The 14,519-nt window shown below is 67.3% G+C and carries 13 protein-coding genes; 7 read left to right on the plus strand and 6 right to left on the minus strand.

The features are described from left to right. Positions 1-3 precede the first annotated feature (3 nt). From HWX62_RS16700 to HWX62_RS16725, 6 genes are all read right to left on the minus strand, one after another. Positions 4-1,014: an ABC transporter permease subunit gene (locus tag HWX62_RS16700; RefSeq protein WP_175928085.1), complete on the minus strand. Its 1,011-nt coding sequence runs from the start codon at positions 1,012-1,014 to the stop codon at positions 4-6. 118 nt (positions 1,015-1,132) lie between these two features. Beyond that, on the minus strand, positions 1,133-2,761 hold the full coding sequence (locus HWX62_RS16705) for an ABC transporter substrate-binding protein (RefSeq protein WP_175928086.1): 1,629 nt from the start codon (positions 2,759-2,761) through the stop codon (positions 1,133-1,135). 320 nt (positions 2,762-3,081) lie between these two features. After that, a complete protein-coding gene (locus HWX62_RS16710) occupies positions 3,082-4,389 on the minus strand; it encodes an MFS transporter (RefSeq protein ID WP_175928087.1) in 1,308 nt (435 codons plus the stop codon). A gap of 191 nt (positions 4,390-4,580) precedes the next feature. Then, positions 4,581-4,892 carry a high-potential iron-sulfur protein gene (locus HWX62_RS16715; protein ID WP_021163765.1) on the minus strand — a complete coding sequence of 104 codons (312 nt, stop codon included), beginning with the start codon at positions 4,890-4,892 and terminating at the stop codon, positions 4,581-4,583. Positions 4,893-5,051: 159 nt separating this feature from the next. Further along, positions 5,052-6,161, minus strand: coding sequence for an NAD(P)/FAD-dependent oxidoreductase (locus HWX62_RS16720; RefSeq protein ID WP_175928088.1), 1,110 nt, complete (start codon positions 6,159-6,161; stop codon positions 5,052-5,054). 147 nt (positions 6,162-6,308) lie between these two features. After that, positions 6,309-7,289: an AAA family ATPase gene (locus HWX62_RS16725; RefSeq protein WP_175928089.1), complete on the minus strand. Its 981-nt coding sequence runs from the start codon at positions 7,287-7,289 to the stop codon at positions 6,309-6,311. A 251-nt stretch (positions 7,290-7,540) separates the two neighbouring features. On the opposite strand from HWX62_RS16725, the gene HWX62_RS16730 reads away from it, so the two are divergent. The 7 genes from HWX62_RS16730 (at position 7,541) to HWX62_RS16760 (ending at position 14,324) form a co-directional block, all read left to right on the plus strand. Next, positions 7,541-8,260 (plus strand): nitroreductase, encoded by a 720-nt coding sequence (locus HWX62_RS16730; RefSeq protein ID WP_175928090.1) that lies wholly within the window; start codon positions 7,541-7,543, stop codon positions 8,258-8,260. 146 nt (positions 8,261-8,406) lie between these two features. After that, on the plus strand, positions 8,407-8,895 hold the full coding sequence (locus HWX62_RS16735; protein ID WP_175928091.1) for a hypothetical protein: 489 nt from the start codon (positions 8,407-8,409) through the stop codon (positions 8,893-8,895). A gap of 5 nt (positions 8,896-8,900) precedes the next feature. Beyond that, the gene (locus HWX62_RS16740; protein WP_175928092.1) at positions 8,901-9,716 is read left to right on the plus strand and encodes an endonuclease/exonuclease/phosphatase family protein; all 816 of its coding nucleotides are present in this window, start codon (positions 8,901-8,903) and stop codon (positions 9,714-9,716) included. A gap of 306 nt (positions 9,717-10,022) precedes the next feature. Further along, positions 10,023-10,793 carry a ferredoxin--NADP reductase gene (locus tag HWX62_RS16745; RefSeq protein ID WP_175928093.1) on the plus strand — a complete coding sequence of 257 codons (771 nt, stop codon included), beginning with the start codon at positions 10,023-10,025 and terminating at the stop codon, positions 10,791-10,793. 415 nt (positions 10,794-11,208) lie between these two features. Next, a complete protein-coding gene (gene rqpS, locus HWX62_RS16750; protein WP_175928094.1) occupies positions 11,209-12,024 on the plus strand; it encodes a quorum system sensor histidine kinase RqpS in 816 nt (271 codons plus the stop codon). Between the two features lie 7 nt (positions 12,025-12,031). Continuing rightward, positions 12,032-12,688: a response regulator transcription factor RqpR gene (rqpR, locus tag HWX62_RS16755; RefSeq protein ID WP_107312671.1), complete on the plus strand. Its 657-nt coding sequence runs from the start codon at positions 12,032-12,034 to the stop codon at positions 12,686-12,688. Positions 12,689-12,917: 229 nt separating this feature from the next. Further along, the gene (locus HWX62_RS16760; protein ID WP_175928095.1) at positions 12,918-14,324 is read left to right on the plus strand and encodes an amino acid permease; all 1,407 of its coding nucleotides are present in this window, start codon (positions 12,918-12,920) and stop codon (positions 14,322-14,324) included. Positions 14,325-14,519 lie beyond the last annotated feature (195 nt).

The raw sequence follows: 14,519 nt of genomic DNA on the forward strand, positions 1-14,519 counted from the left end.
GAATTACCTCGTGTGGCGGATGCGCGGATTCAGCACGCCGTACAGCAGGTCGACGACCAGGTTCACGACGATCACGAGCGTCGCGATCAGCAGGATGCCGCCCTGGACGACCGGATAGTCGCGACGGCCGATCGCATCGATCAGCCACTTGCCGACGCCGGGCCACGAAAAGAGCGTCTCGGTCAGCACGGCGCCGGCCAGCAGCGTGCCGATCTGCAGGCCGATCACGGTGACGACCGGGATCAGCGCGTTGCGCAGCGCATGCACGACGACCACGCGCGCCGGCGACAGCCCCTTCGCGCGCGCGGTGCGGATGTAGTCCTCGCGCAGCACTTCGAGCATCGACGAGCGCGTCATCCGCGCGATCACCGCGAGCGGAATCGTGCCGAGCACGATCGCGGGCAGGATCAGATGGCTCACCGCCGACTTGAACGAGCCTTCGTCCGGCGCGAGCAGCGCGTCGATCAGCATGAAGCCGGTCGGGTGCGGGAAATCGTATTCGACCGCGATGCGGCCCGACACCGGCGTCCAGCCGAGGTAGGACGAAAACACCATGATGAGGATCAGCCCCCACCAGAAGATCGGCATCGAGTAGCCGGTGAGCGCGGTGCCCATCACGCCGTGGTCGATCACCGAGCCGCGCCGCAGCGCGGCGATCACGCCGGCCGGCAGCCCGACCGCGAGCGCGAACACGAGCGCGCACAGCGACAGCTCGACGGTCGCCGGGAAGCGCGCGAAGAATTCGCCCGCGACGCTCGTGTTGGTGATGATCGACGTGCCGAGGTCGCCGTGCAGCGCACGGCCGATGTAGTGGAGGTACTGCAGCGGCAGCGGCTGGTCGAGCCCGAGGCGTTTCATCGCCTCCGCATGCATCGCGGGATCGACACCGCGCTCGCCCATCATCACTTCGATGGGGTCGCCCGGTATCAGGTGAATCAGCGCAAACGCCAGGATGGTGATGCCGATGAAAGTCGGGATCACCATCCCCACGCGGCGCAACACGAATCTGAGCATGATGCGTCTCGTATTTTCTTGTGGGAAATGTGCGACCGGCGACGCGGGGCTTCTGGCCCCGCGCCGCCGGATGATTTCAAGCCGGTTTTCTCAATGACGACAGCTTACGCCAGCCCGGTTACTTCACGCTGACACCGTCGAAACGCGCATAGCCGAGCGGCTCGATACGCATGTCGACCACGTTCTTGCGCACCGGCTGGTAGACCGTCGAGTTCGCGATCGGCGAGAACGGCAGCTGTTGCGCGAAGATCTGCTGCGCCTGCGTGTAGAGCTTCGTGCGCGCGTCCTGGCCCGTCGTCGTGCGGCCCTTCTGCACCAGTTCGTCGAACGGCTTGTAGCACCAGTGCGAGAAGTTGTTGCCCTTGATCGCCTCGCAGCCGAGCAGCGTGCCGAGCCAGTTGTCGGGGTCGCCGTTGTCGCCCGTCCAGCCGATCAGCATCGTGTCCTGCTCGCCGCCGTGCGCGCGCTTGATGTACTCGCCCCACTCGTACGTGACGATCTTCGCCTTCACGCCGATCTTCGCCCAGTCGGCCTGGATCATCTCGGCCATCAGGCGGGCGTTCGGGTTGTATGCACGCTGCACGGGCATCGCCCACAGCGTGATCTCGAAACCGTTCGGAAAGCCGGCCTTCGCGAGCAGCGCCTTCGCCTTCGCGGTGTCGTAGGCCGGCAGCTTCAGGTTCTTGTCGTACGACCATTGGGTCGGCGGCATCGGCGCGTTCGCGGCCTGGCCGGCGCCCTGGTAGACGGACTCGAGGATCGCCTTCTTGTTGATCGCCATGTCGAGCGCCTGACGCACCTCGAGCTTGTCGACCGGCTTGTGCTCGACGTTGTACGCGAGGTAGCCGAGGTTGAAGCCCGCCTGCGACGGCATGTCGACGTTCGAATCGGCCTTCAGCGTCGCGATGTCGGCCGGGCGCGGATAGCTCATCACCTGGCATTCGTTGCGCTTGATCTTCTGCACGCGCACGCCCGGATCCGGCGTGATCGAGAAGATCAGCTTCGACAGCTTCACTTCGCCCTTCTTCCAGTAATCAGGATTGCCATCGAAGCGGATCGTCGCGTCCTTCGTGTAGCTGCGGAAGATGAACGGGCCCGTGCCGACCGGCTTCTGGTTGATGTCGGCGGCACGGCCGGCCTTCATCAGCTGGTCGCCGTATTCCGCCGACAGGATCGACGCGAATTCCATCGCCATGTTCTGGATGAACGGCGCGTTCGGCTCGGCCAGCGTGAACTTCACGGTGTACGGATCGACCTTCTCGATCTTCGTGATCAGCTTGTCGAGGCCCATGTCGGTGAAGTAAGGGAACGACACCGGGTACGCCTTGCGGAACGCATTGTTCGGATCGAGCATGCGCTCGAACGAGAACACGACGTCGTCCGCGTTGAATTCACGCGTCGGCTTGAAGAAGTCGGTCGTGTGGAACTTCACGCCATGGCGCAGGTGGAACGTGTACACCTTGCCGTCGGACGACACGTCCCACTTCTCGGCGAGGCCGGGCTCGACCTTCGTGCCGCCGCGCTCGAATTCGACGAGACGGTTGTAGACGGTGAATGTGGCGGCGGTGAAATCGACGCCGGTCGTGAATTGCGCGGAATCGAAACCCGCCGGGCTGCCTTCTGAGCAGTAGACGAGCGTTTTGTTCGGGATCTGTGCGAATGCAGAGCCCGCGACGCCGAGCGATGCCGCTGCCACGCCTGCCATGGCGGTAACACGCAGGGTGTGCAACAGACGGTTGTATTCCATGTTTCCTCCAGGTCTCCAGATCGGAACCGGTCCCGCCAGGGTCCGGCGTACGCGGATATTACTTGAGCTAACGATGCGGCAACAAGCTGGAGAAAAAACTCTTCTAGATGCCCGTCGGGTTTTTGCCGATTTTTAGTGTGGGTAAAAAATGCGACAACGCGCGCGAGCGACAATTCCGCTCATTTCGCGGCATGTTTCGTTCGACGACTAAACAATTCGGGCGCGAACACGAAGGGGCGACGCACCGTTTCCCCGCGTTGCGCAGCACATCATTGCGTTTTGCGAAACGATTCGACGACCGTCGTCAAATCGTCATGTCGTCACGCCGGCGCGTCGAGGTCGGCGCTGCGCGCGGGCACGAACGCGACCGCGACGATCGACAGCGCGATGCCCGCCATCACGTAGTAGGTCGGCGCGAGCGGCGTGCCGGTCACCTTGATCAGCCACGTGACGATGAACTGGCCGAAGCCGCCGAACAGCATCACCGCGACGTTGTACGCGATCGACAGTCCGGTCGAGCGCACGTTGGCCGGGAACAGCTCGGCGATCATCGCGCCGAACGGCCCGTAGTAGCCCGCGAGCGTGACCGACAGGATCGCCTGCACCGCGATCAGCCGCCCGATGCTCGGCGCGGCGTCGAGCCAAGCGAACAGCGGATACATCAGCGCGAGCGTCAGCACGAGCGACCACAGCGACAGCCCTTTACGGCCGATACGATCCGACCACGCGCCCGCGACCGGCGACAGCACCATCAGCAGCAGGTTGCCGACGATCACCGCGTAGAACGATTCCGCATACGGCAGCTTCAGCTGCTTCACCGCGAAGGTCGGCAGATAACTGATCAGCACGTAGATCGTCACGGTGAGCGCGATCACCGAGCCGAGCCCGCACAGCACCTCGCGCGGGTGGCGCGTGAATACTTCGCCGAGCGTCGCGCGGCGCGCGCTCTGCTGCGCATGCAGGAATGCTTCGGAATCCGCGAGATGGCGGCGGATATAGAAGCCGATCGGGCCGATCACGAGCCCGAGGATGAACGGCACGCGCCAGCCCCAGCTGCGCAGCGCGTCGTGCGACAGCCCACGCGTGACGGCCGCGCCCACCAGCGCGCCGATTAGCAGCGCGCCCGCCTGGCTCGCCATCTGCCAGCTGCCGTAGAACCCGCGTTTCGAGAACGGCGCGGCCTCGATCAGCAGCGCGGTCGCGCTGCCGAATTCGCCGCCCGCGGAGAAGCCCTGCAGCAGGCGGCCGAGCACGATCAGCAGCGGGCCGCCGATGCCGATCGCCGCATAGGGCGGCGCGATCGCGAGCAGGAAGATGCCGGCCGTCATCAGCAGGATCACGAGCGACAGCGCGGCCTTGCGGCCTGCGCGGTCCGCGTACAGCCCGAACACGATGCCGCCGATCGGGCGCATGAAGAACGCGACGCCGAACGTCGCGGTGGTGAGCAGCAGCGACGAGTATTCGCTGGAGGTGGGGAAGAACAGCTCGGCGATCACGACCGTCATGAAGCCGAACACCGTGAAGTCGTACCACTCGAGCGCATTGCCGATCACGGCGGCCACGACTGCACGCCGGTTCAGCGCACGCTCGGGCCGGGCCGCTTTCGTTGAATTCGCAATCGTCGCCATGCGTGCCTCGTCCTCGTGAATTGGCCGTGTCGGGCGGTTCGGCGCGCGGGGGTGCCGCGGCGCGCGGGGGTGCAGCGAGTGTAGAAAGCGACGGAACCGTTTTCAAGCAATAAAAAACGCTCGCCATCGAACGACGGCGAGCGTGTTGCGGTTTTCGCCACAATGCGGCATCGCACGATGCCGCTCGGGCCTCAACCCATCTTCGAGAATGCGCTGCACCAGCCCTTCGCCGACACCTGCTTGCCGGGGAACGCGCCGCACGGGCCCGACGCCGAGCCCTTCTTGCCCTGGTACAGCATGCAGGCCGCACAATCCTGGCCCGCTGCGTATTTCGGGTACTTCGTCTTGTCGACCTTCGTGGCATCGGCCTTGTAGCCGAGCGCCACCGCGGTCGGATCGGTTTCCGACAGCATCGGCGCATCGGCCAGCGCTTCGCGCGACAGCGCCAGCGCGGACACGGCACCAATGCTCGTAATCAGGAAACTCCGACGGGATGTTTTCATGGGGGACTCGCTCCAACGTTATCGGTTTGAAAGCCGTTCTGGCGACGGCCGGTCGACAGAATAACCCCCGAACGAATAAATGTGCGCGCCGAAATGCCCGAGATAAGGGATTTCACACGGGCTTCACGCCGCCGCTCCCGCGCGGCGGCCGGCCGTGCGTCATGCCCGCGACACCATGTCGCCGACGCGCTGCGCGAGCGCGAGCGACGCGGTGAGCCCCGGCGACTCGATGCCGAACAGGTTCACGAGCCCGCGCACGCCGTGTTGTGCGGCGCCCTGCACGATGAAGTCGGCCGGCGGCTCGCCGGGCCCCGCGAGCTTCGGCCGGATGCCCGCATACGCCGGCTGCAGCGCCTCGTCGGGCAGGCCCGGCCAGAACGCGCGGATCGACGTGTAGAACCCGCCCGCGCGCGCCGGATCGACTTCGTAGCGCAGCGAATCGCACCACTCGACGTCCGGGCCGAAGCGCGCCTGCCCGCCGAGATCGAACGTCAGGTGCACGCCGAGCCCGGCGCGGTCGGGCATCGGGTAGATCAGGTGCGAGAACGGCGCGCGGCCCGACAGGCTGAAATAATTGCCGCGCGCGAGATAGAGCGGCGGCACCCAGCGCGGATCGAGGCCGCGCGTGCGGCGCGCGAGCGCCTGCGCGCCGAGCCCCGCGCTGTTGATCACGCAGGTGGCGTCGAGTTCGGTCGGCGCGGCGCCGCCGGTGCGCACGACGAAGCGCCCGCCGCGCAGCACGTCGATCGACTCGACCGGAGCGTGCAGCGCGCACACGGCGCCGTCGCGTTGCGCGTCGCCGAGCAGCGCGAGCATCAGCTGGTGGCTGTCGACGATGCCCGTCGACGGCGAGAACAGCGCCTCCACGCATTCGAGCGCGGGCTCGAGCGTCTGCGCTTCGGCGCGCGTGAGCGGCAGCAGGTCGAGCACGCCGTTTTCGGCCGCGCGCGCGCCGATCGCCTTCAACTGCTTCACCTGCGCGGCGCTCGTCGCGACGAGCAGCTTGCCGGTACGCCGGTGCGGTACGTGATGCGTCTCGCAGAATTCGTACAGCAGGTCGCGCCCGTGCACGCACGACGTCGCCTTCAGCGACCCGCGCGGATAATAGAGCCCCGCGTGAATCACCTCGCTGTTGCGCGAACTCGTGCCCGTGCCGATCGCGTCGGCCGCCTCGAGCACGATGGTTTCACGCCCGCGCGCCGCCAGCTCGCGCGCGATCGCCAGACCGACGACACCCGCGCCGATCACGACACAATCCGTCTGCTCCATGACTTTTCGCGCTGCTCGCGCGTCGAAGGGAGAGAGGGCAATTGTACGTCCCGGTTCGCCCGCTTGCCGAACCCCGCCGCATCGCGCGGCCACGACGCGGCCGGGAACGCCACGCGCGCACGCCGCGGCCGTGTGCGCGCGGCGGCGTCAGAAGCCGATCGGCCGCCGTTTCGCCGCGCCTTCGTCGGCCCGGATGTCGGCCGGCCCGATCGCGTCGCGGCCGTCGAGCCGCGCGGCGCCGAACGCGTGCAGCAGTGCGCGGCGCATCGTGCGCGGCGGCGTCGCGGCCAGCACGTCGAGCGCATCGTCGCCGAGCGTCTCGGGAAAGCGCCGCCCCCACCCATGCGACGTGCGGATCTCGTCGTAGATCGTCTGCGCGATCCGGCGGGCGCCGGCCGCATCGGGCGGCGCGATCTCGTACACGTTCATCCGGTTGAGCAGCGGCTCCGGAATCGCGTGCGCGTCGTTCGCGGTCGCAATCCAGATCACGTTGCCCGCGTTGATCGGCACTTCCGCGAATTCGTCGACGAACGCGCGGGCCGTGTCGTGCTCGAGCAACGCATACAGTGCGCCGAGCGGATCGTATTGCGCATCGCTGCCGGCCTTGTCGATCTCGTCGACCGCGATCACCGGGTTCGCGTAGCTGCCGTTCACGAGCGCATCGAACACCTTGCCCGGCTTCGCGTTCTTCCATTGCGACGACGCGCCCGACAGGATCCAGCCGGCCGTCAGCGAACTCATCGGCACGTAGTGGTACGCGGTGCCGAGCAGTTGCGCGAGCGCCTTCGCGAAATGCGTCTTGCCGATCCCGGGCGGCCCGAGCAGCAGGATCGGCATCAGTTCGAGCCGGTCGTCCGTTTCGAGACACAGCGCGACCTGCTTGCGCACGTCGTCGAGCGGCTCGCCGAAATTCGGCAACGCTTCGCCGAGCGCATCGAACGACGGCATCCGGTTCGGCTTCACGCAGAAGCGCAGATTCCCCGTCTTGAGCATCTTCTCGTAGGTCGAGCGCAGCGCGTCGCTTGCGCTCTCGTTCAGGTCGCCCAGCGCCGTCTCGACCTGCTCGAGGTCGTACACCGTGCTGAAGGACGCCACCGCCAGTTCCTGCTTCACCATTGCCGTCGTCATACCACCCTCGCTGCACTTGCGGTCACACACTCATCAGACCCTTACGATTTTCAGTGTAGCGATCCCGCATCGCAGCGCAAGCAAGCAGCCGCGCGAGCCTGCTGCTAACAGCGCGCGCTCGCTGCACGGCCGCGCGCCCCGGCGTATCATCGAAAGTTCGCGACGTTCGCGCCGGCCTCGCCGAAGATGTCCGCACGTCGCGCACGCGCTGCTGCGCGCCTCGCCTGACCGCCTCGCCCGAAGGGTTGCCGATGTCCGTCCCCGCTGCTTCCCCGCGCGTCGACCCCGACGCGATCCGTGCCGTCGACGCCGCGCTCAAGTCGCGCCGCGCGATCCGCGCATTCCTGCCGACACCCGTGCCGCGCGACACGCTCGAGGCGATCCTCGAGGCCGCGAGCCGCGCGCCGTCGGGCACCAACATCCAGCCGTGGCGCGTGTACGTCGCCACCGGCGCGACGCGCGACGCGCTCGCCGCCGCGCTCACCGCGGCCTACGACGATCCCGCGCGCGACGAGAAATACGTCGCCGAATACGACTACTACCCGCGCGAATGGGTGTCGCCGTATCTCGACCGGCGCCGCAAGGTCGGCTGGGACCTGTATGGCCTGTTGAACATCCGCCGCGACGAGAAGGCGCGCATGCACGCGCAGCACGCGCGCAATTTCCGTTTCTTCGATGCGCCGGTCGCGCTGTTCTTCACGCTCGATCGCATCATGACGCACGGAGCGTGGCTCGACTGCGGGATGTTCCTGCAGGGGGTGATGACGGCCGCGCGCGCCCGCGGCCTCGATACCTGCCCGCAGGCCGCGTTCGTGCCGTTTCACCGGATCGTCGCCGAACACCTCGACATTCCCGCCAACGAGCAGCTCGTCTGCGGGATGTCGCTCGGCCATGCGGACCCGGACGCGATCGAGAACCGCCTCGTCACCGAGCGCGCGAGCGTCGCCGAGTTCGCGCGCTTTTTCGCTTGAAAACGCATGACGCGGCCCGACCTGTGGAGCAGGACCGCACCGTGCTGCGAACCTGTCGCGGTGCATCCGGTCGCATCGCGACCGAAATCGATCGGGCGTAAGATGTGCGTCCGTTCCCCGCTATCCCGCGTTTCCGGAGACGTTTCATGCTGAAACACGGCCTGGCCGTCCTGCTTGCGAGCGTCGCGCTCGCCGCCCATGCGCAGAGCCCCGCGCCGGCCGTCGTCGCATGGGAAATCCAGGTGGTGCGCGACGGTCAGACGATCGACACGTTCCAGCAAAACACCACCGTGGGCCAGTCCCGCACCGATACCCATCGCTATCCGTCGGCCGTGCCGGTCGGTTGCGGCAATGCCGCGCGCGTCGTGCCGACCGAGCGCTCGCGCGCGGTGACGGTCGCCCCGCTCGCCGTCGACGCCGCCGCGAACACCGTGTCGCTCGGGCTCGACGTGCAGGAAACGCTCGACGACGAAAACGCGACGCGCAGCGATCCGTGCGTGCCCGCGTCGCCACGGCAAATCGTCGCGAGCCATCCCGGCCTGTCGGTCGGCGGCGACGCGTGGACCGACTGGACGCTCGTCGAGCAGCATCCGCATCTCGTGTACCGCGTGCGCGCGCACGTCGCGAAGGACTGAGCGCCATGTCCGCCGACGCCCTCTCCCTGCCGTTCGCGGAACCGCACGCCGCGCCCGACGAAATCACCGCCGTCAGCTGGAATCTGCACAAGGGCCGCTCGCCGCTCGGCTTCACCGCGTGGAACGCGATGCGCGACTGGATGCAGTCGACGCACGCCGACGTGTATTTCCTGCAGGAAGCGATGGCGCGCCGCATGCCGCGCCCGATGCTCGCACCGGGCTTCGGCGCGCCGATGGACGACGCGGTCGACGACGTGTGGCATTGCCAGGCCACCGAGATCGCGCAGGCGCTCGACTGGCAGATCGCGCTCGGGCCGAACGTGTTCAAGCCGTCATGGCGGCACGGCAACGCGATCCTGTCGCCGCATCCGCTCGACCTCGGCGGCCGCTGGGACATCTCCGCGCACCGCTTCGAGCGGCGCGGGCTGCTGGTCGCGCGCGCAACGCTCGCCGGCGCACGCCCGGTCACGCTGCTGTGCGCGCACCTCGCGCTCACGCGCGCCGCGCGGCTGCGCCAGATGCACTGGATCGCGCACTGGATCGTGCGCAATGCGGGCGACGATCCGCTCGTGCTCGCCGGCGACTTCAACGACTGGCGCAACGACTCGGTCGCGCTGTTCGGCGAGATCGGGCTGTCCGAGGTCGCGACGCTGCTCGGCGAATCGGGCCGCACGTTCCCCGCGTTCTCGCCGGCGCTCGCGCTCGACAAGATGTTCGTGCGCGGCCTGACGCCGCTCGAATGGCGCGCGCCGTCCGGCGAAGCTGCGTGGCTGTCGGACCACCTGCCGTACATCGCGCGCCTGCGCCTCGATCCGCGGTAACGCCTTCGGCCGGTCGGGCCGCCGGCCACGGCGCCGCCGACACGCATCGCCTGCGCGCGAAACGCGCGGCCGAGCGCTGAAAGCCCGTTGCAAGGATGCGTTGCGCCAAATCCGCGCAGCCGCGCGGGTCAAGCCCGCATCTGCCCCAAGCAGGGTAAAATAACGAGTTACTCAAACGTCTGTCATCGAGAGGGCGCGTGTCCGACGCGCCGGCCGGCCGATCCGCGATCGGGCCGACGCACTCGGTTTTTTGCCCGTTTTTGGGCCCGTTACACGCGTCCGCTACGCGCGTCCGTTTTCAAAGCCATGAGCAAATACGACACCGCCACCGTCCAATCCGTCCATCACTGGACCGACACGCTTTTCAGCTTCACCTGCACCCGCGAGCCGAGCCTGCGCTTCAACAACGGCGAATTCACGATGGTCGGCCTCGAAGTCGACGGCAAGCCGCTCGCGCGCGCCTACTCGATCGTCAGCCCGAACTACGAAGAGCATCTTGAATTCTTCAGCATCAAGGTGCAGAACGGCCCGCTGACGTCGCGCCTGCAACACCTGAAGGTGGGCGACACGGTGCTGATCGGCAAGAAGCCGACGGGCACGCTGGTGGCCGACAACCTGCTGCCGGGCAAGACGCTGTGGATGCTGTCGACGGGCACGGGCCTCGCGCCGTTCATGTCGATCATCCGCGATCCGGACATCTACGACCGCTTCGACAAGGTGATCCTGACCCATACGTGCCGCCTGAAGGGCGAGCTCGCGTACATGGACTACATCAAGCACGACCTGCCGGGCCACGAGTACCTGGGCGACATCATCAAGGAAAAGCTCGTCTACTACCCGACGGTCACGCGCGAGGCGTTCGACAACGAGGGCCGGATCACCGACCTGATCGCGACGGGCAAGCTGTTCACGGATCTCGGCGTGCCGGCGTTCTCGCCGGAAAACGACCGCGTGATGCTGTGCGGCAGCACCGCGATGCTGAAGGACACGACCGACCTGCTGAAGCAGGCCGGCCTCGTCGAAGGCAAGAACAGCGCGCCGGGCCACTACGTGATCGAACGCGCATTCGTGGACTGATCGATCCCCTTATTTGCGCGCCATCAAGAACCGGAGCGAAAGCTCCGGTTTTTTTTCGTCCGGACTTGGCGAATTCGTAACAAACTGGGACCATTCCATCTCAAATAGTTACATTTGGATACGTCATCGTCCGGTGTTCGGGCGTCAGTGTTTTTCCTACAACAGGTTCATTCCGATTATTCACATTTACCCTTAAATGTCCGCCGGACATGACCTTTTCAGAATTTTTGAGATATTATTCGGCGCGCGTGGTTGCCGTTCGGATGAGCGTGGAAGGGTCGGATGCAAGCGTTACAAGATGTAACTTTTGTTACCTCGGCATGGAGCGATTCTCTGGCGGCGACCGTCATCGAAACGGCAGCCAGCCCACGCAGCCAGCCGGTGTCTGAACCGCTTTCTGACAGCAGGGAGAGTCATGGATACGTCGCTTAACGCGCCCGCAGGCGCCCACGCCCCGTTCCCGTCGCGCCAGCAGATGCCTGGCTGCGCCGCGACCCCGCCCATGGCCGACGCCGCGTCGAAACGCGACGCGGCCGCCGCCCGGATCGCGGCACTGTCCGCCCAGCTACTCGCCGCCGACGAAGCGGCCCGCCGCCACCTGGCCGGCGAGCTGCACGACGGGCTCGGCGCCGAACTGACCGCCGCCCGCTTCGCACTGGCAAACGTTCAAACCTGGCTGCCGGCCGACGCGCCGGAAGGCTGCCTGCGCGCGCTCGCGCTGGCGCAGCAGGCGCTCGACGCCGCGACCGACGCGAATCGCCGGCTCATCGACGCGCGCGGCACGCCGGCGCTCGACGCCGGCGTGGTCGGCGCGCTGTCGTCGTGGATCGACACCCATGCGGCCCGCACCGGCCTGCGCACGAGCTTCGTGTGCGCGGCCGACGCGCGCCTGACGCGGATCGCCGGCGCGGGCGCGCTCGCGGTGTTCCGCGTCGCGCAGGAAGCGCTGTCGAACGTCGCGAAACACGCCCGCGCGACGTCGGTCGACGTGCGGATCGTCACCGACGGCTCGTACCTGTCGCTGAACGTCACCGACGATGGGACCGGTTTCGCGCGGCGCCGCCGCGGCGGCTACGGCCTCGCCGGCATGCGCGCGCGCTGCGAAGCGTTCGGCGGCAGCTTCGAGACGGTCACGCCGGCCACCGGCCGCGGCACGCGCGTCACCGCGCGCTTCGCGTGGGATTCGCTGCTCGCGGTGCCCGTCGCGGCACGCCGCACGTCGCTTTCGTGAGGTCGCGATGAGCCTGAACATCCTGCTCGTGGACGATCACGCGATCGTCCGGCAAGGGATCCGCCAGTTGCTGATCGACCGCGGCGTCGCGCGCGACGTGACCGAGGCCGAGAACGGCGGCGACGCGATGGCGGCCGTCGACAAGCAGGAATTCGACGTGATCCTGCTCGACATCTCGCTGCCCGACACGAACGGCATCGAAGTGCTCAAGCGCCTCAAGCGCAAGCTGCCGCGCACGCCGGTGCTGATGTTCTCGATGTACCGCGAGGATCAGTACGCGGTGCGCGCGCTGAAGGCCGGCGCGGCCGGCTACCTGTCGAAGACGGTGAACGCCGCGCAGATGATCGGCGCGATCCAGCAGGTCGCGGCCGGCCGCAAGTACGTGAGCCCCGCGATGGCCGAGGCGCTCGCCGAATACGTGTCGTTCGAGAACGAACCGCTGCCGCACGAGAAGCTGTCCGACCGCGAATACCAGACGCTCTGCATGCTCGCGTCGGGCAAGCGGCTCACCGATATCGCGAACACGCTGTCGCTGTCGGTGAAGACGGTGAGCGTGTACCGGTCGCGGCTGCTCGAGAAGATGCGGCTGTCGAACAACGCGGAACTCACGTTCTACGTGATGAGCAACCGGCTCGTCGACATGGCGCCCACGGCCGGCGCCTGATCCCCCGGCCAGCGCGAAATCGCCCGATCCGGCGCGCGGCGCGCCGTGCTCGACCGCGCCTATTTCGCGCCTATTTCGCGCCGGTTTCGCGTCCATTTCGCGTGCAAGCGCTTGTTTTACCGGACGATTCCGCTGCACCGCAGCGGGGCTTGCACGCCAAATCGGCTAAAATTGCGGGTTTTCACTCAGTCAACGCGCCGTGCCTGCGCGCGCTGGCGATTCATCCGCAATGTCACTCTTCCGCAAGAAAAACGTCGATCGCATGATCGCCGGCGCGCAAGCTGCCGGGCTCAAGAAAGCGCTCGGCGCGATCGACCTCACCTTCCTCGGCATCGGCGCGATCATCGGCACCGGCATCTTCGTGCTGACCGGCACCGGCGCCGTCCAGGCCGGCCCCGCGCTGATGCTGTCGTTCGTGATCGCCGCGATCGCGTGCGGCTTGGCCGCGCTGTCGTACGCCGAGTTCGCGTCGACGATCCCCGTCGCCGGCTCGATCTACACGTATTCGTACGCGACGCTCGGCGAGCTGGTCGCCTGGATCATCGGCTGGGACCTGATGCTCGAGTACGGCCTCGCGTCGTCGGCCGTGTCGGTCGGCTGGTCCGGCTACCTGCAGTCGCTGCTGCAGGGCTTCGGGCTCACGCTGCCGACCGTGCTGACGGCCGCGCCCGGCGCGGTGCCGGGCGTCACCACGTGGTTCAACCTGCCCGCGTTCCTCGTGATGATCGTGATCACGACGCTGCTGTCGATCGGTATCCGCGAATCGACGCGCATCAACAACATCATGGTGTTCATCAAGGTGTCGGTCGTGCTGCTCGTGATCGCGGTCGGCCTGTTCCACGTGACGCCCGCGAACTGGCAGCCGTTCATGCCGCACGGCTGGAACGGCGTGTTCGGCGCGGCGGCCGTGATGTTCTTCGCGTTCATCGGCTTCGACGCGGTGTCGTCGGCGGCCGAGGAAGTGAAGAACCCGAAGCGCGACCTGCCGATCGGCATCATCGCGTCGCTCGCGGTGTGCGCGGTGCTGTACGTGACGGTCGCCGCGGTCGCGACCGGCATCGTGCCGTCGGCCCGGTACGCGAACATCTCGCACCCGATCTCGTACGCGCTGCAGGTCGCCGGCGAGAAGTGGGTCGCGGGCTTCATCGATCTCGGCGCGGTGCTCGGCATGCTGACCGTGATCCTCGTGATGAGCTACGGCCAGACGCGCGTGATCTTCGCGATGTCGCGCGACGGGCTGCTGCCCGCCGCGCTGTCGCGCGTGCATCCGCGTTATGCGACGCCGTTCCTGACGACCTGGCTGGTCGGCCTGTTCTTCGGGCTGATCGCCGCGCTCGTGCCGCTCAACGTGCTCGCCGAGCTGATCAACATCGGCACGCTCGCGGCGTTCTCGATGGTGTCGATCGCCGTGCTCGTGCTGCGCCGCACGCACCCCGAGCTGCCGCGCGCGTTCCGCTGCCCGGGCGTGCCGGTGGTGCCGATCCTCGCGGTCGCGTCGTGCCTGTTCCTGATGCTGAACCTGCAGCCCGTCACGTGGGCCGCGTTCGGCATCTGGCTCGTGATCGGCCTCGCGATCTACTTCCTGTATTCGCGCCACCACTCGAAGCTCGCGCACGGCCACCCCGACGCGCACTGAGCGCCGTCATCGCGCGCCTGCGCGGCGCGCCATGACGCATCCGATGCGGGGCCGGCACCGGCTCCGCACGCGCCCACCTCTGCCGGCAATCCTCCGCAAACCGCACGATCACTGTCCGATCGTCGCGATGTCTTGCCCGATCCTCCGGATGTGCCCCGCGCGCGCCGCGCGCCGCCTGCACGCACGCGCGGAGCG

The sequence above is a fragment of the Burkholderia sp. BCC0506 genome, assembly GCF_902833145.1.
Taxonomy (GTDB): Bacteria; Pseudomonadota; Gammaproteobacteria; order Burkholderiales; family Burkholderiaceae; genus Burkholderia.

Bases quoted from the DNA above. Each gene is read 5' to 3' on its own strand.
- HWX62_RS16730 (WP_175928090.1), top strand. From the start codon at position 7,541: ATGTCCGTCCCCGCTGCTTCCCCGCGCGTCGACCCCGACGCGATCCGT.
- HWX62_RS16720 (WP_175928088.1), bottom strand. From the start codon at position 6,161: ATGGAGCAGACGGATTGTGTCGTGATCGGCGCGGGTGTCGTCGGTCTG.
- HWX62_RS16740 (WP_175928092.1), top strand. From the start codon at position 8,901: ATGTCCGCCGACGCCCTCTCCCTGCCGTTCGCGGAACCGCACGCCGCG.
- rqpS (WP_175928094.1), top strand. From the start codon at position 11,209: ATGGATACGTCGCTTAACGCGCCCGCAGGCGCCCACGCCCCGTTCCCG.
- HWX62_RS16710 (WP_175928087.1), bottom strand. From the start codon at position 4,389: ATGGCGACGATTGCGAATTCAACGAAAGCGGCCCGGCCCGAGCGTGCG.
- rqpR (WP_107312671.1), top strand. From the start codon at position 12,032: ATGAGCCTGAACATCCTGCTCGTGGACGATCACGCGATCGTCCGGCAA.
- HWX62_RS16700 (WP_175928085.1), bottom strand. From the start codon at position 1,014: ATGCTCAGATTCGTGTTGCGCCGCGTGGGGATGGTGATCCCGACTTTC.
- HWX62_RS16715 (WP_021163765.1), bottom strand. From the start codon at position 4,892: ATGAAAACATCCCGTCGGAGTTTCCTGATTACGAGCATTGGTGCCGTG.
- HWX62_RS16705 (WP_175928086.1), bottom strand. From the start codon at position 2,761: ATGGAATACAACCGTCTGTTGCACACCCTGCGTGTTACCGCCATGGCA.
- HWX62_RS16735 (WP_175928091.1), top strand. From the start codon at position 8,407: ATGCTGAAACACGGCCTGGCCGTCCTGCTTGCGAGCGTCGCGCTCGCC.
- HWX62_RS16745 (WP_175928093.1), top strand. From the start codon at position 10,023: ATGAGCAAATACGACACCGCCACCGTCCAATCCGTCCATCACTGGACC.
- HWX62_RS16725 (WP_175928089.1), bottom strand. From the start codon at position 7,289: ATGACGACGGCAATGGTGAAGCAGGAACTGGCGGTGGCGTCCTTCAGC.
- HWX62_RS16760 (WP_175928095.1), top strand. From the start codon at position 12,918: ATGTCACTCTTCCGCAAGAAAAACGTCGATCGCATGATCGCCGGCGCG.